25 protein-coding genes and 5 tRNA genes are annotated in these 24,974 nt (G+C 40.0%); 7 read left to right on the forward strand and 23 right to left on the reverse strand.

The window, feature by feature from the left end:
* Positions 1-12 precede the first annotated feature (12 nt).
* The 23 genes from rpoB to ACFQZJ_RS11590 form a co-directional block, all read right to left on the reverse strand.
* A complete protein-coding gene (gene rpoB / locus ACFQZJ_RS11480; protein ID WP_379934659.1) occupies positions 13-3,822 on the reverse strand; it encodes a DNA-directed RNA polymerase subunit beta in 3,810 nt (1,269 codons plus the stop codon).
* Positions 3,823-3,954: 132 nt separating this feature from the next.
* A complete protein-coding gene (gene rplL / locus ACFQZJ_RS11485; RefSeq protein WP_379934660.1) occupies positions 3,955-4,335 on the reverse strand; it encodes a 50S ribosomal protein L7/L12 in 381 nt (126 codons plus the stop codon).
* A gap of 50 nt (positions 4,336-4,385) precedes the next feature.
* Positions 4,386-4,901 carry a 50S ribosomal protein L10 gene (gene rplJ, locus ACFQZJ_RS11490; RefSeq protein ID WP_379934662.1) on the reverse strand — a complete coding sequence of 172 codons (516 nt, stop codon included), beginning with the start codon at positions 4,899-4,901 and terminating at the stop codon, positions 4,386-4,388.
* Between the two features lie 25 nt (positions 4,902-4,926).
* Positions 4,927-5,616: a 50S ribosomal protein L1 gene (gene rplA / locus ACFQZJ_RS11495; protein WP_379934663.1), complete on the reverse strand. Its 690-nt coding sequence runs from the start codon at positions 5,614-5,616 to the stop codon at positions 4,927-4,929.
* 18 nt (positions 5,617-5,634) lie between these two features.
* On the reverse strand, positions 5,635-6,072 hold the full coding sequence (rplK, locus tag ACFQZJ_RS11500) for a 50S ribosomal protein L11 (protein ID WP_379934665.1): 438 nt from the start codon (positions 6,070-6,072) through the stop codon (positions 5,635-5,637).
* Between the two features lie 66 nt (positions 6,073-6,138).
* Positions 6,139-6,690 (reverse strand): transcription termination/antitermination protein NusG, encoded by a 552-nt coding sequence (gene nusG / locus ACFQZJ_RS11505; RefSeq protein WP_379934667.1) that lies wholly within the window; start codon positions 6,688-6,690, stop codon positions 6,139-6,141.
* 10 nt (positions 6,691-6,700) lie between these two features.
* Positions 6,701-6,889, reverse strand: a complete 189-nt coding sequence (secE, locus tag ACFQZJ_RS11510; RefSeq protein ID WP_379934669.1) for a preprotein translocase subunit SecE — start codon at positions 6,887-6,889, stop codon at positions 6,701-6,703.
* A gap of 54 nt (positions 6,890-6,943) precedes the next feature.
* A tRNA-Trp gene (locus tag ACFQZJ_RS11515) sits at positions 6,944-7,016 on the reverse strand.
* Positions 7,017-7,140: 124 nt separating this feature from the next.
* Positions 7,141-8,325, reverse strand: coding sequence for an elongation factor Tu (gene tuf, locus ACFQZJ_RS11520; RefSeq protein ID WP_379934671.1), 1,185 nt, complete (start codon positions 8,323-8,325; stop codon positions 7,141-7,143).
* Between the two features lie 55 nt (positions 8,326-8,380).
* Positions 8,381-8,452 (reverse strand) — tRNA-Thr (locus ACFQZJ_RS11525).
* 175 nt (positions 8,453-8,627) lie between these two features.
* Positions 8,628-8,700, reverse strand: a tRNA-Gly gene (locus ACFQZJ_RS11530).
* Between the two features lie 45 nt (positions 8,701-8,745).
* Positions 8,746-8,827: transfer RNA gene (locus tag ACFQZJ_RS11535), tRNA-Tyr, on the reverse strand.
* Between the two features lie 142 nt (positions 8,828-8,969).
* Positions 8,970-9,043: transfer RNA gene (locus ACFQZJ_RS11540), tRNA-Thr, on the reverse strand.
* Positions 9,044-9,145: 102 nt separating this feature from the next.
* The gene (gene hpf, locus ACFQZJ_RS11545) at positions 9,146-9,448 is read right to left on the reverse strand and encodes a ribosome hibernation-promoting factor, HPF/YfiA family (protein ID WP_379934673.1); all 303 of its coding nucleotides are present in this window, start codon (positions 9,446-9,448) and stop codon (positions 9,146-9,148) included.
* A gap of 50 nt (positions 9,449-9,498) precedes the next feature.
* Positions 9,499-10,389: a tyrosine-type recombinase/integrase gene (locus ACFQZJ_RS11550; RefSeq protein WP_379934674.1), complete on the reverse strand. Its 891-nt coding sequence runs from the start codon at positions 10,387-10,389 to the stop codon at positions 9,499-9,501.
* A 91-nt stretch (positions 10,390-10,480) separates the two neighbouring features.
* Positions 10,481-10,675: a 30S ribosomal protein S21 gene (gene rpsU / locus ACFQZJ_RS11555; protein WP_379934676.1), complete on the reverse strand. Its 195-nt coding sequence runs from the start codon at positions 10,673-10,675 to the stop codon at positions 10,481-10,483.
* Between the two features lie 102 nt (positions 10,676-10,777).
* Entirely contained in the window at positions 10,778-11,947 is a 1,170-nt protein-coding gene (locus tag ACFQZJ_RS11560) for an acyl-CoA dehydrogenase family protein (RefSeq protein ID WP_379934677.1), read from the reverse strand.
* A gap of 4 nt (positions 11,948-11,951) precedes the next feature.
* Positions 11,952-12,836, reverse strand: a complete 885-nt coding sequence (locus ACFQZJ_RS11565) for a ComEA family DNA-binding protein (RefSeq protein ID WP_379934678.1) — start codon at positions 12,834-12,836, stop codon at positions 11,952-11,954.
* A gap of 18 nt (positions 12,837-12,854) precedes the next feature.
* Positions 12,855-14,924, reverse strand: a complete 2,070-nt coding sequence (locus ACFQZJ_RS11570) for an amino acid carrier protein (RefSeq protein ID WP_379934680.1) — start codon at positions 14,922-14,924, stop codon at positions 12,855-12,857.
* A 100-nt stretch (positions 14,925-15,024) separates the two neighbouring features.
* On the reverse strand, positions 15,025-16,032 hold the full coding sequence (locus tag ACFQZJ_RS11575) for a potassium channel family protein (protein ID WP_379934682.1): 1,008 nt from the start codon (positions 16,030-16,032) through the stop codon (positions 15,025-15,027).
* A 2-nt stretch (positions 16,033-16,034) separates the two neighbouring features.
* Positions 16,035-16,262, reverse strand: coding sequence for a PspC domain-containing protein (locus ACFQZJ_RS11580; protein ID WP_379934684.1), 228 nt, complete (start codon positions 16,260-16,262; stop codon positions 16,035-16,037).
* 9 nt (positions 16,263-16,271) lie between these two features.
* The gene (locus ACFQZJ_RS11585) at positions 16,272-17,552 is read right to left on the reverse strand and encodes a DUF2851 family protein (protein ID WP_379934686.1); all 1,281 of its coding nucleotides are present in this window, start codon (positions 17,550-17,552) and stop codon (positions 16,272-16,274) included.
* Positions 17,553-17,763: 211 nt separating this feature from the next.
* Positions 17,764-18,075 (reverse strand): rhodanese-like domain-containing protein, encoded by a 312-nt coding sequence (locus tag ACFQZJ_RS11590; protein ID WP_379934688.1) that lies wholly within the window; start codon positions 18,073-18,075, stop codon positions 17,764-17,766.
* 640 nt (positions 18,076-18,715) lie between these two features.
* Between ACFQZJ_RS11590 and ACFQZJ_RS11595 the strand changes: the two genes are divergently transcribed.
* From ACFQZJ_RS11595 to trpC, 7 genes are all read left to right on the forward strand, one after another.
* Positions 18,716-19,162 carry a MarR family winged helix-turn-helix transcriptional regulator gene (locus ACFQZJ_RS11595; protein WP_379934690.1) on the forward strand — a complete coding sequence of 149 codons (447 nt, stop codon included), beginning with the start codon at positions 18,716-18,718 and terminating at the stop codon, positions 19,160-19,162.
* 8 nt (positions 19,163-19,170) lie between these two features.
* Complete coding sequence (locus tag ACFQZJ_RS11600; RefSeq protein ID WP_379934692.1) at positions 19,171-19,803, forward strand: NAD(P)H-dependent oxidoreductase; 633 nt, start codon at positions 19,171-19,173, stop codon at positions 19,801-19,803.
* 36 nt (positions 19,804-19,839) lie between these two features.
* Complete coding sequence (locus tag ACFQZJ_RS11605; protein ID WP_379934694.1) at positions 19,840-20,421, forward strand: YceI family protein; 582 nt, start codon at positions 19,840-19,842, stop codon at positions 20,419-20,421.
* Positions 20,422-20,711: 290 nt separating this feature from the next.
* A complete protein-coding gene (locus ACFQZJ_RS11610; protein ID WP_379934696.1) occupies positions 20,712-22,109 on the forward strand; it encodes an anthranilate synthase component I family protein in 1,398 nt (465 codons plus the stop codon).
* Positions 22,110-22,676 (forward strand): anthranilate synthase component II, encoded by a 567-nt coding sequence (locus tag ACFQZJ_RS11615; protein ID WP_379934698.1) that lies wholly within the window; start codon positions 22,110-22,112, stop codon positions 22,674-22,676. It begins immediately after the preceding gene.
* Positions 22,677-22,928: 252 nt separating this feature from the next.
* On the forward strand, positions 22,929-23,921 hold the full coding sequence (trpD, locus tag ACFQZJ_RS11620) for an anthranilate phosphoribosyltransferase (protein WP_379934700.1): 993 nt from the start codon (positions 22,929-22,931) through the stop codon (positions 23,919-23,921).
* A gap of 214 nt (positions 23,922-24,135) precedes the next feature.
* Positions 24,136-24,918, forward strand: a complete 783-nt coding sequence (trpC, locus tag ACFQZJ_RS11625) for an indole-3-glycerol phosphate synthase TrpC (RefSeq protein ID WP_379934702.1) — start codon at positions 24,136-24,138, stop codon at positions 24,916-24,918.
* Positions 24,919-24,974: the final 56 nt, after the last annotated feature.

Here is a 24,974-nt window from a genome sequence, read left to right on the forward strand (position 1 = left end):
TGAACTATAAACTTATTCCTCAAGTCTAATATCCAAACCTAATCCTTTAAGTTCGTGCATTAATACGTTGAAAGATTCCGGTAAACCGGGTTCTGGCATAGTCTCACCTTTTACAATGGACTCATAGGTCTTGGCCCTTCCGATAACATCATCCGATTTAACGGTCAATATTTCACGTAGAGTTGCAGATGCGCCATAGGCTTCCAGTGCCCAGACTTCCATCTCTCCAAAACGCTGACCTCCAAACTGAGCTTTACCTCCCAATGGTTGCTGTGTAATAAGCGAGTACGGTCCTATAGAACGAGCGTGCATCTTATCATCTACCATGTGTCCTAACTTCAACATATAAATGACTCCAACGGTAGCTGGTTGATCAAATCGTTGTCCGGTGCCACCATCGAATAGATAGGTATGTCCGAATCTTGGAATTCCTGCTTCATCTGTATACGAATTGATTTCATCTAACGTAGCACCATCAAAAATCGGAGTTCCAAATTTCTTGCCTAACTTAAGTCCTGCCCATCCCAATACGGTTTCATATATCTGACCAATATTCATACGTGATGGTACCCCTAAAGGATTCAACACGATATCGACTGGTGTTCCATCTTCCAAGAACGGCATATCCTCCTGACGTACTATTCGAGAAACAATACCTTTGTTTCCGTGACGCCCGGCCATTTTATCACCAACCTTAAGCTTACGCTTTTTGGCTACGTATACCTTAGCCAATTTCATGATACCAGCTGGTAACTCATCTCCGACAGATATAGTGAATTTATCCCTTCTTAGGTTACCTTGAAGGTCGTTCAATTTAATCTTATAGTTGTGCAACAAATCAAGTACAGCGGCATTGTTGTCGCTGTCCGTTGTCCAGCTTCCACCGACTAAATGGGCGAAATCATCCACAGAGTTCAACATTTTCATGGTGTACTTCTTTCCTTTCGGAAGTACTTCCTCTCCCAAATCGTTCAATACGCCTTGAGATGTCTTACCGTTAACTAAGGTGAATAATTTTTCTACTAAAATATCCTTGAGCTCTTGGAACTTCACTTCGTATTCCAACTCTAGCTTACCAAGTTCTTCCTTATCTTCTGAACGTTTCCGCTTATCTTTCACGGACCTGGAGAATAGTTTTTTCTCTATAACAACACCCCTTAACGAAGGAGATGCCTTTAACGATGCGTCTTTAACATCACCTGCCTTATCACCAAAGATTGCTCGTAATAGTTTTTCCTCGGGAGTTGGATCAGATTCCCCTTTTGGAGTAATTTTACCAATTAGGATATCGCCTGGCTTCACTTCCGCACCGATACGTATCATTCCGTTTTCGTCCAAATCCTTGGTGGCCTCTTCAGAAACATTGGGTATATCATGCGTTAATTCTTCCGCACCTAATTTGGTGTCCCTAACTTCCAAGGAATATTCATCTACGTGAATTGACGTGAATATATCTTCACGAACCACTTTTTCGGAAATTACGATGGCGTCTTCAAAGTTATACCCCTTCCAAGGCATGAAGGCTACCGTTAGGTTTCTACCTAGCGCTAACTCTCCCTTTTCAGTAGCATACCCTTCACACAGGACCTGTCCCTTTTTAACCCGGTCGCCTTTCTTTACAATAGGTTTTAGGTTAATACTTGTACCTTGATTCGTTTTTCTGAACTTGACCAAGAAATATGTCTTTTCATCCTCTTCGAAACTAATAAGTCTCTCAGCATCGGTACGGTCGTACTTGATGGTTATCTTTTGAGAATCTACATATTCTATAACACCATCGCCCTCTGCGTTTATCAAAACTCTAGAATCTGATGCAACTTGTCTTTCCAGACCAGTTCCAACAATTGGAGACTGAGGTTTTAATAATGGCACCGCCTGGCGCATCATGTTTGACCCCATCAATGCACGGTTAGCATCATCATGCTCCAAGAACGGAATTAATGAAGCTGATATAGACGCAATTTGATTGGGTGCAACATCGGTATAATTAATTTCAGAAGGATCAACGACCGGAAAATCGCCTTCTTCTCTTGCAATAATTTTATCGGCATCGATTTGCCCGTTCGCCTTCATAGGAATGTTCGCTTGCGCTATTTTCATTCCCTCTTCCTCCTCGGCACTCAGGTATACGAAATTATCGATATCTACCTTCGCCTTTTCCACCTTCCTGTACGGCGTCTCCAGGAAGCCCATTGAATTTACTTTAGCAAATACAGAAAGTGAAGAAATCAAACCAATATTGGGTCCTTCAGGAGTTTCAATAGGACATAGCCTACCATAGTGTGTGTAATGAACATCACGAACCTCAAAACCAGCTCTTTCTCTCGAAAGCCCTCCTGGTCCTAATGCGGATAATCTTCTTTTGTGCGTTATTTCCGCCAACGGATTTGTTTGATCCATAAACTGAGACAACTGGTTGGTCCCAAAGAAGGAATTAATTACCGAAGACAAGGTCTTGGCATTAATCAAATCAATTGGTGTAAACACTTCATTATCACGTACGTTCATTCGCTCACGAATCGTACGTGCCATTCTAGCCAAACCTACCCCAAATTGCGAAGACAACTGTTCTCCAACAGTTCTCACACGTCTATTAGAAAGGTGATCAATATCATCTATCTCCGCTTTAGAGTTGATCAACTCTATCAAATATTTGATAATGGTAATGATATCTTCTTTAGTCAAGACCTGCTTGTCCATTCCGATATCCAAACCTAATTTTTTGTTCATTCTGTAACGGCCAACCTCACCTAAGTTGTAACGCTGATCGGAGAAGAATAATTTATCTATAATTCCGCGCGCAGTTTCCTCATCTGGCGGTTCGGCATTACGTAGTTGACGATAAATATGTTCAACGGCTTCTTTTTCAGAGTTCGTTGGATCTTTTTGTAGGGTATTATGAATAATTGCATAATCAGATTGTGCGTTATTCTCCTTATGTAACAATACCGTCTTTACGTCGGCTTCAATTATTTCGGCGATGTTTTCTTTATCAAGAATTGTATCACGATCCAATACAATCTCATTTCTCTCGATAGACACTACTTCACCCGTATCCTCATCGACAAAATCTTCGTGCCAAGTGTTCAACACCCTTGCGGCCAACTTGCGGCCCAATACTTTTTTAAGTCCGGCGTTAGAAACCTTAATCTCCTCAGAAAGATCAAAAATCTCTAAAATGTCCTTGTCCCTTTCAAAGCCAATAGCTCTGAACAAGGTAGTAACCGGTAATTTTTTCTTTCTATCGATATAGGCATACATAACGCCATTGATATCGGTAGCAAATTCTATCCAAGAACCCTTGAAAGGTATTACTCTTGCAGAGTATAATTTAGTTCCATTTGCATGGAAAGACTGTCCAAAAAAGACCCCTGGCGAACGGTGTAACTGAGAAACGACAACGCGCTCGGCACCGTTTATAACAAAGGTACCGCTTGGAGTCATGTAAGGAATAGTTCCCAAGTAAACGTCTTGAACTATAGTTTCGAAATCCTCATGTTCCGGATCGGTGCAGTATAGTTTTAACCTGGCCTTTAACGGAACGCTATAAGTAAGACCACGCTCTATACATTCTTGAATTGAATATCTTGGCGGATCAATGAAGTAATCCAAAAATTCCAATACAAACTGATTTCTAGTATCAGTAATTGGAAAATTTTCCATGAAGGTATTATACAAACCTTCGTCACCTCTTTGGTCAGATTTTGTTTCTAGTTGAAAAAAGTCTTGAAACGATTTGATCTGAATATCTAGAAAATCCGGATAATCCGGTGTCTTCTTAGCGGATGCAAAATTTATTCTTTCAGTCTGATTTGTGAACATCTACGGACAGTGTTTTGATCGTGAGTACTAATGGGGTAGTATATTTCATCATATACATAATTCTATAAAATGGCTTAGGTCTAGCCGCAAATTGCGAAAAGACCTAAACCAAAACTGATATAGCTGTCGTTATTACTTAAGCTCAACTTCAGCTCCTGCTTCTTCCAAAGATTTTTTGATACCTTCTGCTTCGTCCTTAGAAACACCTTCTTTTACTGCTTTTGGTGCGCTATCAACGATGTCTTTTGCATCTTTCAATCCTAAACCGGTTAATTCCTTAACCAATTTAACAACTGCTAATTTAGAAGCACCTGCGGCCTTCAAAATAACGTCGAATTCCGATTGTGCCTCAGCAGCTTCGCCACCTTCTGCGGCTCCGCCACCAGCAGCAACCGCAACTGCAGCAGCAGCAGGCTCAATACCATACTCATCTTTTAAAATATCAGCTAACTCGTTTACTTCTTTTACCGTAAGGTTAACCAATTGTTCTGCGAAATCTTTTAAATCTGCCATTTTCTATCGTTTAATAAAATTTTAAAATATACTTAGTTTTTAGTGCGTACTTATCTTTCAGATAATGTTTTAAGGATACCTGCCAGTTTACCACCACCAGATTTAAGTCCAGAAATAACGTTTTTGGCCGGAGATTGTAACAACCCGATAATTTCGCCGATCATTTCTTCTTTAGACTTAATGCTCACAAGAGCATCCAAGTTTTCATCACCTATATAAACTGCCTCTTCTACAAAAGCTCCTTTTAATAAAGGTTTTTCAGATTTCTTTCTGAAATTTTTTATGAGCTTTGCCGGAGCATTACCAACCTCTGAAAACATTAAAGAGGTACTCCCCTTTAACACACTTGGAAGTTCGCCGAACTCTCTGTCCGAGGCCTCCATTGCTTTTGCAAGCAATGTATTCTTAACTACAGCTAATTTAATATCGGCCTTAAAACATGCCCTTCTTAAACTTGATGTAGTTGCTGCATCCATACCAGATATATCCGCTAAATAAATAATGGAATTATCTGCTAACTGAGCCGTCAAATCTTGTACAACCGTTGCCTTTTCTTCTCTTGTCATAATTGAAATTTTTAACCAGCAGCGCTTAAACTGACTTTGGGTCTAATTGAACACTAGGACTCATGGTACTGGACATAAAAATACTTTTCATGTAAACACCTTTAGCAGCGGTAGGTTTAAGCTTGTTTAAAGTATCCAACAATTCTTTGGCATTGTCCGCAATCTTATCCGCCGTAAAGGAAGCCTTCCCAACTGCAGCATGAACAATACCAGTTTTATCAACTTTGAAATCAATCTTACCTGCTTTCACTTCGGAAACTGCCTTAGCAACATCCATAGTTACCGTACCAGTTTTTGGATTAGGCATTAAACCTCTTGGGCCTAATACTCGGCCTAAAGGCCCTAACTTACCCATAACACTTGGCATGGTGATAATTACATCAACATCTGTCCAACCGCCTTTGATCTTATCCAAATACTCGTCCAATCCAACATAATCAGCTCCAGCCTCTTGTGCCTCGGCCTCTTTGTCCGGTGTTACCAATGCCAAAACCTTAACATCCTTACCGGTACCATGAGGCAGTGTAACTACACCACGTACCATTTGATTTGCTTTTCTTGGATCAACACCCAATCGTACCGCTAAATCAATTGACGCATCAAATTTTGTATTGGTTATCTCTTTTATTAAAGCGGAAGCCTCGTCCACAGAGTACAATCTATCCTTCTCTATCTTCGAATGTGCTTCTTTAAGCTTCTTTGTTAACTTTGCCATTTAATTGCTTTTAAAGATTTAAAAAGGTCTTTTTCCCGATACCTTCATACCCATTGAACGCGCTGTACCTGCAATCATACTCATTGCAGACTCTACCGTAAACGCGTTAAGGTCAACCATTTTGTCCTCGGCAATTGCCTTAACTTGGTCCCAGGTTACATTCCCTAATTTTACTCTGTTAGGTTCGCCAGATCCTTTTTTAATCTTAGCCGCTTCCAATAGCTGAACTGCCGCTGGTGGTGTTTTTACAAGAAAGTCGAAAGACTTGTCCTTGTAAACGGTGATAACTACGGGTAAAACTTTACCTGGCTTATCCTGCGTTCTAGCATTAAACTGCTTACAGAATTCCATTATGTTAACACCGGCAGCACCTAAGGCGGGTCCAACCGGTGGCGACGGATTCGCTGCACCTCCCCTAACTTGTAGTTTAACTACTTTACCTATTTCTTTTGCCATTGTTTAAAATTAAATTTTAAGTGTGTCAATGGAAGCGACACGACTCATAAATATGTAACAATTATCTTAAATCTTTTCTACTTGCATATAGCTTAACTCCAATGGTGTTTTTCTTCCGAAAATCTTTACCATCACCTCAAGCTTGCGCTTCTCTTCGTTTATTTTCTCTACCGTACCATTAAAACCGTTAAAAGGACCATCGATAACCTTGACCGTCTCACCAAATACAAAGGGAATGGCTACGCTATCGGTATTTACCGTCAACTCATCCACTTTACCTAGCATTCTGTTTACTTCGGATTTTCTCAAAGGAACTGGGTCACCCCCTTTTGTCTCACCGAGAAAACCAATAACATTGGTTATAGACCTAATAATATGCACCATCTCCCCGCCTAAATTGGCTTTCACCATAATATAGCCTGGAAAATAAACTCTTTCTTTATTAATTTTTTTACCGTTTCTGACCTGAACAACTTTCTCGGTCGGAACCAAAACGTCTTCCAAATAATCGGCAAAACCGTGACGCTCTACTTCGCTCTCGATATAGCCTTTGATTTTATTCTCTTGACCACTTACAGCTCTTACTACGTACCATTTCTTTTCCAATACTTCTGACATAGTACTTACCTTAATTTAGAACGTTGTTGAAATATAACTTTATAACTTTACTAAAAACGGTATCAACTCCCCATGTAGCTAAAGCAAAAAGAATCGAAAACACGGCCACAACCACCATCAGGTTCGACGATTCTGCCCTTGTAGGAAGTGTAACGTTATTTCTTAGCTCCTCTACCGCTTCTTTTATATATGTGATCATTTCAACGAAATTTTTAGCTTCTATAGAAAGTTTTACCAACCTCCTTAAATTATGCACGGGAGGAGAGACTCGAACTCCCGACACCTGGTTTTGGAGACCAGTGCTCTACCAACTGAGCTACACCCGTATTTATATAAGCATACCAGAATTAAAAACAACAACGGCACACCCAATTATATTTACATCGAAAGGTATCCGCCTGTTGGCGGACACCCTTATGATGTAACACTATTTTAAACTATTGTTTGAGACTAAAGAATCTTAGTAACTTGACCAGCACCTACAGTTCTACCACCTTCACGAATAGCAAAACGAAGACCTTCGCTCAATGCGATCGGCTGAATCAACTCAACGGTAATCGTTAAGTTATCACCAGGCATAACCATTTCAACTCCACTTGGAAGAGAAATATTACCTGTAACATCCGTAGTTCTTACGTAGAACTGTGGACGGTAGTTATTATGAAATGGTGTATGACGACCACCTTCTTCTTTCTTAAGGATATAAACCTCGGCCTCGAATTTATCATGTGGCTTAACAGAACCTGGTTTACAGATAACCATTCCACGACTAATTTGGGATTTCTCGATACCTCTCAACAAGATACCAACATTATCACCGGCTTCTCCTCTATCCAAAATCTTACGGAACATTTCAACACCTGTAATCGTAGAAGATAATTTTTCAGCACCCATTCCAATAATATCAACTGCATCACCCGTATTGGCAACACCTGTCTCTATACGTCCTGTTGCTACGGTACCACGACCAGTAATCGTGAAAACATCTTCAACCGGCATCAAGAAATCCTTATCAACATCTCTTGCTGGAAGCTCGATCCAATCATCCACGGCCGCCATCAATTCCATTACCGTATCTACCCATTTTTGCTCTCCGTTCAAAGCACCTAATGCAGAACCAGCAATTACAGGTCCATTATCCCCATCATACTCGTAAAAAGAAAGCAACTCACGCACTTCCATTTCAACTAGCTCGATAAGCTCCTCGTCATCGACCATATCCACTTTGTTCATGAATACAACGATTCTAGGAATACCAACCTGACGTCCTAAAAGGATATGCTCCCGTGTCTGTGGCATTGGACCATCAGTTGCGGCAACGACCAAGATAGCACCATCCATCTGTGCAGCACCGGTAACCATGTTCTTTACGTAATCCGCGTGACCAGGACAGTCAACGTGTGCGTAGTGACGGTTTGCCGTAGAATACTCTACGTGCGATGTATTAATGGTAATACCTCTTTCCTTTTCTTCCGGAGCATTATCGATAGAATCGAAGCTTCTCATTTCAGAAAGACCTGCGTTAGCCAAAACAGTTGTAATAGCCGCAGTTAACGTGGTTTTACCGTGATCTACGTGTCCAATGGTACCAATATTTAAGTGCGGTTTGGAACGGTCAAATTTTTCCTTTGCCATGTTTAATGAATTTTAATCTTAGTTTATATTAGTGTACAAATTTATTGCTTTGTTGAGCCAATGACGAGATTCGAACTCGTGACCTCTTCCTTACCAAGGAAACGCTCTACCCCTGAGCTACACCGGCGTAAAGTGTTGAACTTACCCTGAAACCAACAGAACAAATCTCTGCCTTCGCAGGAATGAAAATACTTTCAAACACCATAGAGCCTACAAGTGAAAAACGCTACCACAACCCCATCAAACTTCAAAAGCGATTTTCCAGTAACAACAAAAACTATTGTGCTACGAAAGAAAATTAGAGCGGGAGACCGGGTTCGAACCGGCGACATTCAGCTTGGAAGGCTGACGCTCTACCAACTGAGCTACTCCCGCTTATAAATTTCAAAATTTCAAACAAATACATTAAAAAAAATAAAGTGGGGAGAGCAGGATTCGAACCTGCGAAGACGTAGTCAGCAGATTTACAGTCTGCCCTCGTTGGCCGCTTGAGTATCTCCCCAATTATTCAGTATTTTAAGAACTTATGAGCCGTTGAAGGGACTTCCTTCGACTCCGCTCAGGATAAACTTCTTCTCCCCTACAAACAAAAGCATTTTTAGGCACTTTTTGATTGCATCCTGATACATTTTCACTATTTCAAGAGCCGATGGAGGGACTCGAACCCACGACCTGCTGATTACAAATCAGCTGCTCTAGCCAGCTGAGCTACATCGGCACTTTTAATACGCTTTTCAGCATAAAAAAGTCCGCTATTTCTAACGGACTGCAAATGTATTGATTTATTTGTTTATTCAAAACAAAAATGAAAAAATTTTAATCACGCTGTCAACCTTAATTTTTCTTTTCTTTTGATCAGCTTTCTTTCCAAACAACTACATGCGGAATCTACAGCCTCCTCAAAGGATTTACACTGCTTTTTAACAACGTACTTATCCTTGGGTATGTTTACCTTGATTTCAACTATTTTGTTGGCCTTGCCGCTCACACTTACCACTTTCATATAGATATCGAAACTGATCGCCTTATCATAAAATGTTTCCAACTTATCCAAACGTTGCTGTAAGAAATCCAGCAGCGATTTATCTGCGTTAAAATTAATACATTGGGCATTTACCTTCATATCGTTTATGTTTTACCATCCTACAGGCTAGGATGTTGGATTAGACAATTTTAGTTCTTAGCTCTGGGATGGGCCAAAGCATGCACTTTTTTTAGCTCGGCAATATTATTATGCGTGTATACTTGCGTAGATGCCAAACTAGAGTGACCCAACAATTCCTTAACAGCATTTAAATCAGCACCTTTATTAAGCAGGTGCGTAGCAAATGTATGCCTAAGCACATGAGGACTCTTTTTTAGCTTACTGGACACCTCCCTAAAATACTTATTTATAGTTCTATAAACAAGCGTTTCATATATTTTATTGCCCGAACCGGAAACAAATACATAATCATTTTCGACTATACGTTCCAATTTGGCGCGCTCCTGATAATAATTCAAAAAATGAGGCTCCAAACTTTTTAGCATAGGAATAATACGCTCTTTATTTCTTTTTCCCAATACCTTAATACTCATGGTCTCAAAATCAACATCGCACATCTTTAAGTTGATAAGCTCCGCCCTTCGCATTCCGGTAGCATACAGAAGATGAACCATAAGCTGATCTCGCTTACCCTTAAAATCATTAGAATACCCAAAAGCAGAAAGTACGGCATCCATTTCAACTTCGGAAAACGGAATCTCCACTTTTTTTGATGTCCTTAATGCTTTATGTTGACTTAAAGGACTTGCACCAATGTCCCCTATTTTTTGAAGAAAGCGATAATATGCTTTGAGCGAAGCTATTTTCCTATTTATAGATCGATTAGAAAGGCCCATTTCGGATAATGATACGATCCAATTTCTAATGAATACATACTGCACTTGTTTTAGATTCCTCTCACCGACAGTAGTGACATAAAATGCCAAAAACTCCGTTAGATCTTTTTCGTAAGCAGTAACGGTGTGCCCGGAATAGTTCTTTTCTAGTTCCAGATACCTTACAAATTCCTTGACCATCATAGACCAAAGTTATTAAACCTTGGTCGAATTTAAAGTTTTGACAAAAAAAATCCCGCAAATTGCGGGATCTTATTATTTTGTGCTGAAGGTTTTAGATTTCTTCTGCATCTCGTAAACCTTGAATATACTGTGCTTTTTGCAATTGTGCTCTACGCACAACAGAAGGCTTATTAAACTGCTGACGTTTTCTCAACTGTCTCATTGTACCTGTCTTATCGAACTTTCGCTTAAAGCGCTTTAAAGCTCGGTCTATGTTTTCTCCTTCTTTTATTGGTATTATTAACATGGGCTACAACCTCCTTTCTTTAGTGATTAAGAGCGCAAAGATAGTACTATTTTTAAGATTCAAAAGATTATTTGAACAATAATTCCATTGAATGAGAAAAACCTACTCCCTTGGCGCCCTGTATTCTTTTTTATCAATGATTATCTTCGCTATAATTTCACGCAAAATTTCCGAGGTTCCTCCGCCTATGGGGCCAAGCCTACTATCACGGAACATCCTAGCCATTGGGTAATCTTCCATATACCCATACCCCCCCAAAAACTGTAAACATGAATAAATAACCTCGTCTGCCATTTTGGTGGACTTAAGCTTAGAAATAGTGGCTTCCTTTACCACATACTCGCCTTTATCCATCCTATCCACTACATAGTAATTGTACTGTCTACACATTTCCATATCCGCATAGAGATCAACCAAACGATGGCGTAACGCCTGGTATTGGTTTATAGTCTTTCCAAATGTCTCTCTCTCTGCCATGTAATTAAGTGCATAATCCAGGGCGAATTCTGCTCTTGCGTGCGCGTTTACGCCCATTATTAATCTTTCTAGCGCAAAAGCCTCCATAATGAACGTAAATCCATTTCCTTCTGCCCCCATTAGGTTAACGGAGGGAACAACAACATTATCAAAAGCAAGCTCTGCCGTATCGGATGCTTTCCAACCTAGCTTGTTCAATTTATTGGCGGACACCCCTTTACTTTTTAAATCTACGATGAAAATACTAATGCCTTTATTTCCCAGTTCTGGATTCGTTTTAGCGGCCAATATCACATAATCCGCATACACCCCATTGGTAATAAAGGTTTTGGAACCGTTTACAATATAATTGTCACCTTGCTTGATTGCGGTCGTTCTCATACCTGCAACATCGCTACCCCCAAAGGGCTCTGAAACTCCCAAACAACCAACAAGTTCGCCACTCACGGAAGGTTTCAAGTACGTATCCTTTTGATAGGTGCTCCCATTTTTGTTCAGATGGGTCATTGCAAGGTACACATGCGCCCAAATAGCCGCTGCAAATCCGCCCGAGTTAATTTTTTGTAATTCCTCCAACAACACCACCGTGTAAAACAGATCCAAACCCAAACCACCTTCTTGTTCAGGTGTGGCAAGACCTAGAAAACCCATTTCACCTAATTTTTTCCAAATCGACGCATCTATCTTACCGGCATCCTCCCATTGTTCTATGTTCGGTACTACTTCTTTTTGTAAAAAATCCTTTAAACTTTGCCTAAATAATTGATGTTCTTCAGTGAAGTACATTCCGTTCATAGCATTAATTTTTTAACAGCAAATATAAGGCAATTCTGTTAATTCGATCCGCTGGAAAAGTCTCTATTTCCAACAACTCGTCAAAAGAACGAATACCACCGTTATCCTCTCTAAAAGCGACTATGTCGTAAGCTGCCTTTTTTGGAATGTATACGATTTGGGCCAACTCTTCCGCCGTTGCGATATTGATATCCAATTTTCTTATCTCGGGTACCTGCTTCACACGAAATAGCTCCAAGGTTCTTGCTACCACCTCTGGTTTTAATCCATACACATCCGAGAGCTGTTCATCCATAAGAAAACCACCCAGCCTATCCCTAAACTTGATTATCCTTGCCGCAAGCTTGTCTCCAATACCATTAACGCCTTTGAGCTGCTCTTCCGTTGCCGTATTTAAATCTAGCAGGACCGCTACCGCTTTAGGTTTTTCTATTGTAGCACCAACCTTCGTTCTAGCTTTAGTTTTTCCTGTCTCGGTTACCCAATCCGGAAATTTAAAGTAAGGAGCGATACGATTCAAAATTGAATCTGATACCTTGGTCACCTTTTGAAATTCGGCAGCAGTATTTACAAACTTTTTACCTTCCCTAAAACTATGCAATCTATCTATTTCAGCCACGGTAAGCCCAAGCGTATATCCTTTATAATCCGTAATAAAATTAGGGTTGAACGGATATAACTCTACGGTATCGTTTGCCATGGATTTTTTACGTAATAAATCGATTTCGTTCTGGGTCTCTTTGTCCGGAAGCATACCTTGTGAAGTGATGGCAACAACATCCTTAAAAAGGAAATGACCTACTTGTAATAGGATGAGCAATAACAACAAAAAGAAAATCCCACTTCGTTCTTGTTTATTGAACTTTAAGTGGGATTTTAAATTTTTCATCAGTACTTCAAATGTACATTATTTGGCTTCTACTTGTCTTTTGAAAAGCTGGTTCGATTTTAATTTTCTCCAATATTCTCCCAGGTCGGTTTTCACCTCCCCTGACAAAATGTAAAGTCCGATAATATTAGGGAAGGACATGGCCAAAATCATCATGTCCGAAAAATCCAGAACCGCACCCAAACTTACCGAAGCACCTACTACCACAAATACCAAAAAGAACATTTTGTAAACCATTTCGGACTTCTTGCTCTTACCGAACAAATATGTCCAAGATCGCATGCCATAGTAGGACCATGATATCATTGTTGAAAAAGCGAACAAAAACACTGCCAAGGCCAACACATAAGGGAACCAAGATATTTGGCTGCCAAATGCATCCGAAGTCAATTGCGCACCAGCCAATCCTTCAACCTCGTGCATACCGGTAAAAATAAGCACTAAGGCAGTTAAGGTACATACTACCACCGTATCTATGAACGGCTCCAACAAGGCTACGAAACCTTCTGAAGGCGGATGGTTAGTCTTTGCCGTACTATGGGCTATAGCAGCCGAACCTACTCCTGCTTCATTTGAAAAAGCGGCCCGTTGGAATCCTATTACCAGCACCCCAATGATACCACCTTTTAAAGCCGAAGGGTTAAAAGCACCCTCCCAAATCGCCGAAAATGCCGGACCAATATTTTGAATATTCATTATGATCACCGCTAAAGCAGCCAAGATATAAATAGAAGCCATAATCGGTACTACACGTCCCGTTACTTTAGCAATACTGTTGATTCCACCAATAATCACCACACCTACCAAAATTGCCGTAACAATACCAAACCAAAAACCGTTTCCGACAAGGGCTGGAAACTGTCCGGCCAACTGTTCAAAGGACTGATTGGCCTGAAACATATTGCCCCCACCAAAAGATGCCCCCACACCAAGTACGGCGAACAAGCCTGCCAAAACCTTTCCAAAACCTTTCATATTTCTTTTTTCCAAACCATATCGCAAGTAGTTCATAGGGCCTCCAAATACCCTGCCATCAGGTAGTATATCTCGATATTTGACACCCAATGTACACTCCACGAATTTTGAGGACATGCCCAATAATCCGCAAACGATCATCCAAAAGGTTGCTCCGGCTCCTCCTAAGGATACCGCTACGGCAACACCGGCAATATTCCCTAGACCAACGGTTCCTGAAACCGCAGTCGCCAATGCTTGAAAGTGGGTTACTTGACCCGGTGCATCTGGATCATCATACTTTCCTTTTGCCAAATCCAAGGAATGTTTAAATCCTCTTATGTTAATAAAACCCATTCGAATGGTAAAGAACAATGCCCCTAGCACAAGCCACATCACAATAAACGGTATGGGCTTGGTAATGGAATCACCGTTAGGATGGGTCATTACCATTGGTTCATCATACTTGACCTCTGCCAAATAATGCGCCCCTTGCTCAATGATATGTTCTTGATTTTCGGAATTGTAAATTACGTTTCCTTCCGCCGTTAGGTGGTTCAGTATTCCTGTCGCATCTGAAATAACGGTCTCGTCCGCTCCATTGGTTTTGGATATAATAGCAACGGCCTCACCTTTTCTTACTTTTACACCGTTATCCTTGAGCCATTCTTTTAATGTGTATTTGTTTTCTACATCAGGTGACCATCCAGGAATGGAAATTCGTTTCAAATCTGCGTAGGCAATAGGATCATAAATCCCTACAGCCGCAAAAGGATCCCAAAACAAAACTGAGCCCAAAGCGCTTACCGCAGGCGTCATTACCCCATTAAACACTTCTGTTATTGCTTCTGAATCCACCTTAAAAGCCTTGGTTACGGATTCTCCATTTGCGTCCGTAACAACAACATTATACGAAACTCCTTCTACCAGACCGGATGCCTTATTTGATTTTAAGGGTGTACTCTGATTGCTCCATTTATAGGTATAAGGAGGGGTACCACCTGTAACCTCTAAGGTAATAACACCATCGTTTATAGTACTCGATGGATTAAGTGTCTTTCCTTTGACCTCAAGTTCCTGTGCAGATGCTGACAGACAAATAAAAAAGGAAAAAAAATAAAGTAATTTTTTCATGTGGACCATGGATCTAATTTAGTTTTAGTTGGTTTTTTAATCACTATGTGGCAATATCATAAAAAATATGTGGGTAATCAAATATACGCTTAAAAGATTCTTAGGCGATGTGAAACATTTCATTCAGTTTTTTAATTTGTTCCGGACGCCCTAGAACGATTACCTTACTTTTTAGTTCCAATTTCAAGTCTGCTTCTGGGTTAATAATGTAATCCCCGTCCGGAGTGATATAGCCAATAATTGTACACCCTGTCTTTCTGCGCAGATCCAGATCCCGTAACGAGTTACAATCTACTTGATCCGCAAAGCGCTCAATTGCAATCTCCTCCAAATTAGTGGTGTGTTCGCCCTCGGTGGATAGCTTATCCATAAAGGTAATGAGGTCCGGCATCACTACTAAAGATGCCATGTGGTCGCCACCGATCTTATCTGGCATAATTACTTTATTGGCTCCGGCCAAAAGCAACTTTTTCTGCGAAGTTACTTGAGAAGCCCTACTGATAATGAACAATTTTTTATTTAACTGCCTTGCCGACAATACAACAAAAAGATTTGTAGCATCGTCCGGTAACGCCGTAATCAGATACTTCGCACGCTCAATGCCAGCGGCCAAAAGCACATCGTCATCATTAGCATCGCCTTCAACAAACAACACTTCACCTTCATACTTATCTATAACTTCCTTTTCTCTTTCTATGATTACAAACGGCCTATTATACGCTTTTAGCCGTTTTGAAGCTTGCATGCCATTTCTTCCAAACCCGCATACCACCGTATGTCCAGCCAAATTATCTATTGTTTTTTTCACTCTCTTTTTTTTTAAGATTTGTAACGAATTACGGCTTAATATGTATTCCGTAACTACCGAAATAGCAAAACCGACTATAAAAACACTGGTAACAATCAAAAGGACCGTGAAAATTTTACCTTCGGGACCCATAGGCCTCACCTCCGAGAAACCTACCGTGGTGACCGTAATGATGGTCATGTAGAGGGCATCTATCCAAGAATAGTCGGATATAAACCGGTAGCCGAATACACCGAACGAGAGTACTACCGCTATTAAAACCAATGCCAAATAAATCTTGGACCTAAAAAATTTTATCATTGCTATAAATCAAAAACAGACGTTCTTTTGGTGTGAACCAGATCTTTAATTTTTAACCAAAAAGCTAGAAAAAGATACAACGCAAAACCAAAACCCAAGGTTACAAAAGTCAAGTAAATAAAAGAGGTACGCACAACCCTGGTGCGAATCCCCATACGTTCCGCTATTCTGCGACAAACCTCGAAACCTCGCTTTTGTAAATAATGAAGTAAGGTGTAAAAACTGTTCATACCCGCTAATTAAGTCTTTAAAGTTAATAATTCCACCCCTACGGCACATTGCAAACACTTATTTTTTGTACAGTAATTGGTGTAAAGTTCCAGTAATACCTGACTATCCTTTGCATTATTGACCTTTAAACCAAGTGTTCGGTACTTTTGCACAATGCTATTCTTTTCCGATGCAATATCCGCAACAGGTTTGGTAAAGGAGTCATCCAATGAAATTCCCTGATGCCGTAGGTAACAGAATTTTAACGGCAAGATCGTATTGACGACCAAAAGATCAATAAACTTTTTAGTCGTCCTTTTTACACTTTTTTTGGAGGTTTTGTTAAATGTAAAGTGCGTTTCCCAAAACGTACTCGTAGGCACCACAAATAAACTATAGAAATCAGCTGTCTCTGCTTGTATTGCCTTATTGAACAAGGAAGACTCAGCGGCGTATAATTGCGCGAACTGGGACAGGCGTATGGTAGGAAAATTTGATGGCCGTAATTTAAAAAACCGAGGTTTAGACAGTACGGTTGCATCCAACTCGTATTTTCGACATAAATAATCATAGGTCTGCCGTAATTCCTGTTTATAGGTGTTTGGCTGTTGGTCATCTTCCAACAGCCCCGACAAACCAAAAAGAAGTGCCTCCAATTCCAACGGTTTATTCTTTAATTTTCTAATCATGGAGAAATCTATGGACAGACCCAAGTCAAAAAAGAAGTCGCCGTTAATTTTTGAGCCAAAATTTTTAAGTAACATTATAAATAGTACCTTTTCCCAATCGTTGTTGGACTCCTCCAAAAGTTTAACTACAATTTCCGATTTTCGTTCTAAACGCTCAAAATACAAACGCTCCTTCCAATTATCAAAACTGAAACTGGAAATGGCGGTGATATCCGTACCACAATTGATAAATCTATTGGGCCGTTGCTGAACAAGCTTTTTATAATTGGCAAGTAGATCATCGCTTATATAATTCTTAAGCTCAAGTGTAGGCACCTCTGAGCCATCCAGCCGAAAAACTGCAACATCATCTTCCCAGACCACATGGAGTATTACATTATCATAGTTCGTATCCATTTCGTGATTATGGGCATACCAATCAGATGATTTTATGTGAATTTCCACATTGCCGGCCCACAGTTGTTCATCAATGATGAGCTTTGCGTTAAAAAAATCCGGACCGCTTAACTGATTATGAGTTCCCGATGCCTGAACCACTATACCATGACCTTTCGTTGTTCTAATCCGAGCAACAGGATATTTTTTATACTTCCAGATGTAGTGCAACAAATCCTCCTTCATACCCTAAAAATAAAAAACCCGCTCAAAAGCGGGCCTTTTATTCGTTAAATTCTACTGTACATATTTTGCTAGAACCTAAGTTAAGCCAAATACGATGATATTCTTGGTTTAAAAAAGGGAAATGGTGATCCATATAATTCTGTTGGAAACCAACTAGGTTGAATTCGTTCACCTTTGATAACCGATTACCCCATTTCAAACCCATAAAAAATTACTCCGCAACTTCACCTTCCCAGTTCATAAAACCTCCGGCCAAGTTGTAGGCATTTTCAAAACCGATACTGTTCATTACTGCACAGGCTTGTCCGCTTCGGTTTCCAGACCTACAATACACGTAATAGTTTTTTGTCTTATCCAATTTTTCGAGCTCATCTATGAACCCCTGCCCTAAATAAATATCGATATTCTTTGCATTGGGAATACGTCCTTCCTCCAATTCTTCTTCGGTGCGAACATCGAGAATAACAGCGTTGTTATCCTCTCTTAGTTTCGCCGCCCATTCGTCTTGCGATAAATCTGCCATAGTGCTACAATATTAGTATTTGCATTCAAAAATAAGGGATTCTGTAAAACTACACTAAACCCCAAGACACGACAACTCAAAATCTTAACCATTTTGCTGCAAACGTCACTCCACTTAAATCTAGAAACAAGACAGTAACGAAAACAGGCCATCTTAAAGTTTCCTTTGTCAAAAATATCAATTGACCTATACCCGATACTACAATCCAACAAAAAACGCCTCCTAATACAAAAACCACAACCCCCAAGGTGCGCCACCTAAGTATTAAGCTCCCAATAGGTATCCGGTATCATTTTGGTTAAAGGCTAAAGACGGATACTCACAACTCGGGACTATAAACTTACCTACCCGTCCCGTTCGGGAGCCGCAAAAGACAGTTCCCACTTTGTGTATTTTTTTCTATGGTCGTTGGGTTCAAGAATAACCACAGAATAGAAAATCCCCTGGCAGCGCCCTTAGGGAACAATCCCGATTAAATCTCTATTATCAATCTCGAAAGTATAGAAATAGTTAGACCTCATCAATTCAAGTTATACTCGCGACCAGTTCAATATCCATTTTTTAACAAAAATTTAATTAACAAATCAATTTGGAATCGTTGCAACAACACTACATTTGTATAGACAATAATTGTTTCTACATGAATGTTGAAGAGGCTATAAAAACAAATGCACGGATCCCTTTAAAAAAGAGGACCATTATTCATTTGTCATTGGTCTATAACAAAGTTAACGAACAAGTGGCATTAACACTTAAACCATTTGAAGTTTCCGTACAACAGTTTAATGTGCTTCGTATTTTAAGGGGGCAAAAAGGCAAACCTGCAAATTTATCTACCATTAATGAACGCATGGTAACCAAAATGAGCAATACGTCCAGGTTGGTAGACAAACTTATTGTTAAAGGATATGTGAATCGTACAATCTGTGAACATAATCGCAGAAAAGTTGAGATCAATATCACCAAAAATGGCTTACAGTTCCTAAATGAAATTGATGGCATGCTATTTGAAAAAGAAGAAGAAATACTTAGTGATTTTACCGAATTGGAATTGGTTAGATTAAATGAATTATTAGATAAATTTTAAACACATAAATGAACACCATTTTAGAGAACAGGACTTGGCGTTATGCCACCAAAAGATTTGACCGTACCAAAAAGATATCCGAAGAAGAAATGGAACTGTTACTCGAGGCAACGCGGTTGAGCGCATCTTCCTACGGACTGCAGCCTTACCATATCTTTATAATTACGGACACGGAAATACGGGAACAGTTGAAACCGGTATCTTGGGGACAATCGCAAGTTACGGATGCTTCACACCTTATTGTTTTTGCGCATCAAACGGATTTTGGTGGGGAACTCGTAGATGATTTTATTAAAAATACCGCTGAAACAAGAAATATACCAAACGAAAACTTAAAGGGCTACAGCGATTTCGCAAAATCAAAATTAGTAGACCTGCCCCAACAAACAAAGGAAGAGTGGACAGCAAAACAAGTATACCTTGCACTTGGAAATCTCATGCAGGCAGCAGCGGAATTAAAGATAGACACATGCCCAATGGAGGGTTTTGAAGCCGAAGCCTACGATACCATTTTGGGCCTTAACGGCAAGAACCTTACCACTTCTGTTGTTGTTCCCATTGGATATCGTTCCACCGATGATGCAACGCAACATTTACCAAAAGTGCGTAAGTCGAAAGAAGAATTATTTACCTATATATAACTGAGAATTTTACACAATTACATTAAAACAAAAACGATGAAAAAAACAGTATCAAGTATCTTTTTAGCATTATTGTTCAGCTATTCCGCAACAGCGAACACAACGGTTGACAATGAAAAAAAAGAAGTAAACGTTAGTCAGAGCAAAGTAACCTGGAAAGGCTATAAGGTAACCGGCGCACATGACGGAACCATGGAACTAAAATCCGGTCATTTGGAGATGGATGGCAATAAACTGGTGGGAGGCGAATTTGTAGTGGATATGACTTCTCTTACCGTTACGGATTTGAAAGCCGGAGACGGAAAAGAAAAATTGGAAGGTCATTTAAAATCCGATGATTTCTTTGGCGTAGCAAATCATGCAGAATCAAAATTGGTTTTCACTTCCGTAAAACCACTTAACAAAAACTCCTACACCGTGGTTGGGGACCTAACCATAAAAGGAATTACAAAACCTGTAACCTTGGTAATCTCTATGTTTGAAGGAAAGGCAACGGCAACCGTAAAAATTGACAGAGCCAAGTACGATGTTAAATACGGTTCAGGAAGCTTTTTTGATAACTTGGGAGACAAAACCATCTACGATGAGTTTGACCTGGTTGTTGATCTAGTACTTTAACAGTTACGAATACCGTACAAATCAGATTTAGTATTTAGAAATCCCTTTGAAGAAATTTCAAAGGGATTTTTATTTTTTAGGCATAGAAAATTTGTGCCTTTAAAATTCCTTTCTATATTTGAACTTATGAAAGTAATAAACAACACTTGGTGGTGGAATATTTTACGACAACAATCGTGAACTAGTCCCCTATTTAAAAATATAAAGGCTTGTCATCACGACAAGCCTTTTTCTATTTAAACCATAGTAGTATTGTTTCCATACAGACAGATACCCATTAAAACGACATCATGCAATTTGAACTAAAAACCCATCATAAAAAAATTCTAGCGGACACCATCACTCCAGTTAGTGTCTACCTGAAAATTCGCGATAGATTCCCCAATAGTATCTTACTGGAAAGTAGCGATTACCATGCCAACGACAATAGTTTTTCCTATATCTGCTGTAATCCGATCGCTTCTATAACCGTAGAGAACGAAATCATTACCCAAGTATTCCCGAACGGCAATAAAAAAACCACTCAAATAACCGATACGGTAGATGTAATGCAAGAAGTTGATGCTTTTGGCAAACAGTTTAAAACAGCTGATCAAGAGTTCAAGTTTATTACCAATGGACTATTTGGGTTTATGGCCTATGACGCCGTGCGCTATTTTGAAGATGTATCCATAACCAAAAAAGAGAATTCTATAGAAATTCCCGATATGCACTACGCGGTGTACCAGAACATCATCGCCATTAATCACTTTAAGAACGAGGCCTATCTTTTTGCCCATTGTTATAACACGGAAAACAATATCCCCGAACTGGAACAGGTATTAAAGGTGCGTACCTTTGCCTCCTATAATTTTATAAAAGAAGGTGCGGTAAAAACGAATCTAGAAGATGATGCCTTTAAAGAACAGGTGGCGCTGGCCAAAAAGCATTGCCAACGTGGCGACGTTTTTCAATTGGTATTGTCCCGCAGGTTCTCACAAGGGTTTAAGGGAGACGAATTTAATGTCTACCGTGCCCTCCGCTCCATAAATCCTTCTCCATACCTGTTCTTTTTCGACTATGGGGATTTTAAGATTTTTGGCAGTTCACCAGAAGCGCAGATTATCGTAAAAGATGACAAAGCGGAAATACACCCCATCGCAGGTACCTATAAAAGAACCGGCAACGATGAAAAGGATGCGGAGCTGGCCAAACAACTGGCCCAGGACGATAAGGAAAACAGCGAACATGTAATGTTGGTAGACCTGGCCCGGAACGACCTTAGTAGAAATGGCAACATGGTAAAGGTAGATACCTATAGAGAGGTGCAGTATTTTTCCCATGTCATCCATTTGGTGTCCAAGGTTACCGGTATAAAAAAACCGGACATATCAACCTTAAAAATAGTGGCGGATACGTTTCCTGCGGGAACCTTGAGTGGTGCACCCAAACACAGGGCCATGCAACTTATTGAACAATACGAAAAAACAAGCAGGGGCTATTACGGGGGTGCCATAGGATTTATGGATTTTAAAGGCAATTTTAACCATGCCATTATGATCAGGACCTTCCTGAGCAAAAACCATGAATTGCATTTTCAAGCAGGTGCCGGGCTGGTAGCCGCATCAAATGCAGAAGATGAATTACAGGAAACCTATAACAAATTAGGTGCTTTGAACAAAGCACTGGAAATCGCTGAAACAATTTAAATGGGACAGAGGATATTAATGATAGACAATTATGATAGTTTCACCTATAATCTGGTGCACTATCTAGAGGATTTGGACTGCAAGGTTATTGTAAAAAGAAACGATCAATTGACCTTGGAGGAGGTAGATGCCTTTGACAAAATCGTATTGTCCCCTGGGCCAGGTATTCCGGACGAAGCCGGACTTTTAAAAAGCATTATAAAAACCTATGCCGGTCATAAACGTATTTTTGGGGTGTGCTTGGGACAACAGGCCATAGCAGAGGTATTTGGAGGAAGTCTTACGAATTTGGACCAGGTGTACCACGGAGTGGCCACGACCATAACAATTACGCAAGACGATTATATCTTTAAGGACCTTCCGGCAAAAATTGAAGTAGGCCGCTACCACTCATGGGTAGTACATACCGATCTACCGGATTGCTTGGAAGCAACATCGTTTGACGAAAACGGACAGATTATGTCCCTTCGCCATCGAGAATTTGATATAAGGGCGGTACAATTTCATCCAGAGTCGGTCTTAACGCCAGATGGTAAGCAGCTATTAAAGAATTGGATAAAGCGCTAACGCTTTAGTAATAAGTAAAAAGTATTGAGAATTATTTTTTTTCAAAATATACTTACTACAAATTACTTAATGAAGTGGTTTAAACTTTTCGCGTTCAAGCGAAAATTAGAAATTTTATGACTATTTGAAGGCTTTTTTGAGTTGCATAGCATAGCTATGGAAAGAAAAAAAGACAAAAAATGGGCGAAAAAGAGCAATTTTTTAGCTAACGGAAAAAGTTTAAATGACTTCAATACTTAATACTAACAAAAAATGAAAGAGACATTAAATAGATTGATCAATCATGAAATCCTTGAAAAACAGGATGCCAAAAAGATATTGGTCAACATCGCAAAAGGCGATTACAATACCAGTCAGATCGCATCTTTTCTTACGGTGTACATGATGCGTAGCGTTACGATCGAAGAATTGGAAGGATTTAGGGACGCCCTGCTTGAGCTTTGCTTGGCGGTAGATTTATCGGCCTATAATCCTATCGATCTATGTGGCACCGGCGGCGATGGCAAGGACACTTTCAACATCTCTACCCTAGCATCCTTTGTTACCGCAGGGGCTGGCATTAAAGTAACCAAACACGGTAACTATGGCGTATCGTCCAAATGCGGCAGTAGTAATGTGATGGAAATTTTAGGCATCAAATTTAGTAATGATGTGGATTTCCTAACCAAGTGCATAGAAGAAGCCGGTATCTGTGTATTGCATGCGCCCTTGTTTCACCCGGCCATGAAAAACGTAGCTCCGATCCGAAAAGAATTAGCGGTAAAGACGTTTTTTAATATGTTGGGGCCCATGGTTAATCCCGCGTTTCCTAAAAATCAAATGGTAGGTGTTTTCAATTTGGAGTTGGCGAGGATGTACGGCTACCTCTATCAGAATACGGATAAGAACTTTACGGTCCTGCACGCCTTGGACGGCTATGATGAAATTAGCTTAACAGGTGATACCAAAACAATTTCCAATGGCTCCGAAGGCATTATAAAACCAAATGATTTTGGACTGACGGCGATTGATGCCAAGGCAATTGTTGGCGGGGACGACATAGCGGATTCCGCTCAAATTTTTATGAACGTACTAAACGGTAAAGGCACGGAAGCACAGAACAACGTCGTATGTGCCAATGCCGGGATTGCCATTGCGACCGTCGAGAACGCAACACCAAAAGAAGGGTTTGATAAAGCAAAAGAATCCTTATTAAGCGGCAAGGGACTAAAGGCATTGAAGCATTTGCAGGAATTGAGTAAATAAGCCACTTGGCTTTCCATAAGAAGGGACTGTTAAGACGTCTTGGCGAGGCACAAAGCAAACCGTTCTTTTGGAACACGGAATTGAATTAGCGGGTATAAAATTGAATTTAGTTGACAAATAAATTGAAAAGATGAAATGAAAGGGAGCATAACATAATGAAGTAAGCCTAGGATTTTTACATATTACCTCACTATGCTCGCAATGACAAATACCTATGAATATACTGGATAAAATAGTAGCGGATAAATACAAAGAAGTTGAACTAAAAAAGGGTTTGATTCCGATGGGCCAACTGGAAGCCTCCATACTTTTTGATAGAAAAGGAGTGTCCTTAGCTACCGCTTTAAAAAATAGCGACACCGGTATTATTGCCGAACACAAGCGCCGCTCTCCCTCCAAGGAAACCATTAATCAAAATACAAACGTGGGACAAGTTGCCCTTGGTTATGAAAAGGCAGGTGTATGTGGCATGAGCGTACTTACCGATATCAAGTATTTTGGGGGTTCCTTAGAAGATTTGTTGTTGGCAAGAGCGTCTGTAAGTATGCCTTTGCTCAGAAAAGAATTCATTGTTGATGAATATCAAATCCTAGAGGCGAAAGCCCATGGTGCAGACGTAATCTTATTGATCGCCGCAGTATTGACCAGAGACGAAATTAAAAACCTTTCGGAATGTGCTAAAAGTTTAGGTTTGGATGTGTTGTTAGAAGTACATAACGAGGAAGAATTGCATAAATCGATCATGCCCAGTTTGGATATGTTAGGGGTGAATAACCGTGATTTAAAAAGATTTACGGTGAGTTTGGAAACCAGTAAGTCCTTATCACCGCTGATCCCAGACGAATTTGTAAAAGTGTCTGAAAGTGGCATTAGTTCTGTGGAAGCAATAAGCGATTTGAAAACATACGGATACCAAGGTTTTCTTATTGGAGAGAACTTCATGAAGACGAATAATCCAGGTAAAAGTGCAGCAGATTTTATTGATTTACTAAAATGAAAAAAATAACCGACAATAAGCTAGATATAACTCCCTCTCCTTCGGGGAGGGCTGGG

This window comes from Maribacter chungangensis, assembly GCF_042676845.1.
Classification (GTDB): Bacteria; Bacteroidota; Bacteroidia; order Flavobacteriales; family Flavobacteriaceae; genus Maribacter; species Maribacter chungangensis.

Bases quoted from the DNA above. Each gene is read 5' to 3' on its own strand.
- secE (WP_379934669.1), bottom strand. From the start codon at position 6,889: ATGATCACATATATAAAAGAAGCGGTAGAGGAGCTAAGAAATAACGTT.
- nusG (WP_379934667.1), bottom strand. From the start codon at position 6,690: ATGTCAGAAGTATTGGAAAAGAAATGGTACGTAGTAAGAGCTGTAAGT.
- ACFQZJ_RS11560 (WP_379934677.1), bottom strand. From the start codon at position 11,947: ATGAACGGAATGTACTTCACTGAAGAACATCAATTATTTAGGCAAAGT.
- ACFQZJ_RS11550 (WP_379934674.1), bottom strand. From the start codon at position 10,389: ATGATGGTCAAGGAATTTGTAAGGTATCTGGAACTAGAAAAGAACTAT.
- tuf (WP_379934671.1), bottom strand. From the start codon at position 8,325: ATGGCAAAGGAAAAATTTGACCGTTCCAAACCGCACTTAAATATTGGT.
- ACFQZJ_RS11575 (WP_379934682.1), bottom strand. From the start codon at position 16,032: ATGATAAAATTTTTTAGGTCCAAGATTTATTTGGCATTGGTTTTAATA.
- ACFQZJ_RS11580 (WP_379934684.1), bottom strand. From the start codon at position 16,262: ATGAACAGTTTTTACACCTTACTTCATTATTTACAAAAGCGAGGTTTC.
- rplL (WP_379934660.1), bottom strand. From the start codon at position 4,335: ATGGCAGATTTAAAAGATTTCGCAGAACAATTGGTTAACCTTACGGTA.
- ACFQZJ_RS11585 (WP_379934686.1), bottom strand. From the start codon at position 17,552: ATGAAGGAGGATTTGTTGCACTACATCTGGAAGTATAAAAAATATCCT.
- rpoB (WP_379934659.1), bottom strand. From the start codon at position 3,822: ATGTTCACAAATCAGACTGAAAGAATAAATTTTGCATCCGCTAAGAAG.
- hpf (WP_379934673.1), bottom strand. From the start codon at position 9,448: ATGAAGGTAAATGCCCAATGTATTAATTTTAACGCAGATAAATCGCTG.
- rplK (WP_379934665.1), bottom strand. From the start codon at position 6,072: ATGGCAAAAGAAATAGGTAAAGTAGTTAAACTACAAGTTAGGGGAGGT.
- ACFQZJ_RS11605 (WP_379934694.1), top strand. From the start codon at position 19,840: ATGAAAAAAACAGTATCAAGTATCTTTTTAGCATTATTGTTCAGCTAT.
- ACFQZJ_RS11600 (WP_379934692.1), top strand. From the start codon at position 19,171: ATGAACACCATTTTAGAGAACAGGACTTGGCGTTATGCCACCAAAAGA.
- trpD (WP_379934700.1), top strand. From the start codon at position 22,929: ATGAAAGAGACATTAAATAGATTGATCAATCATGAAATCCTTGAAAAA.
- rplA (WP_379934663.1), bottom strand. From the start codon at position 5,616: ATGGCAAAGTTAACAAAGAAGCTTAAAGAAGCACATTCGAAGATAGAG.
- rpsU (WP_379934676.1), bottom strand. From the start codon at position 10,675: ATGTTAATAATACCAATAAAAGAAGGAGAAAACATAGACCGAGCTTTA.
- ACFQZJ_RS11610 (WP_379934696.1), top strand. From the start codon at position 20,712: ATGCAATTTGAACTAAAAACCCATCATAAAAAAATTCTAGCGGACACC.
- trpC (WP_379934702.1), top strand. From the start codon at position 24,136: ATGAATATACTGGATAAAATAGTAGCGGATAAATACAAAGAAGTTGAA.
- ACFQZJ_RS11570 (WP_379934680.1), bottom strand. From the start codon at position 14,924: ATGAAAAAATTACTTTATTTTTTTTCCTTTTTTATTTGTCTGTCAGCA.
- ACFQZJ_RS11595 (WP_379934690.1), top strand. From the start codon at position 18,716: ATGAATGTTGAAGAGGCTATAAAAACAAATGCACGGATCCCTTTAAAA.
- ACFQZJ_RS11565 (WP_379934678.1), bottom strand. From the start codon at position 12,836: ATGAAAAATTTAAAATCCCACTTAAAGTTCAATAAACAAGAACGAAGT.
- ACFQZJ_RS11615 (WP_379934698.1), top strand. From the start codon at position 22,110: ATGGGACAGAGGATATTAATGATAGACAATTATGATAGTTTCACCTAT.
- rplJ (WP_379934662.1), bottom strand. From the start codon at position 4,901: ATGACAAGAGAAGAAAAGGCAACGGTTGTACAAGATTTGACGGCTCAG.
- ACFQZJ_RS11590 (WP_379934688.1), bottom strand. From the start codon at position 18,075: ATGGCAGATTTATCGCAAGACGAATGGGCGGCGAAACTAAGAGAGGAT.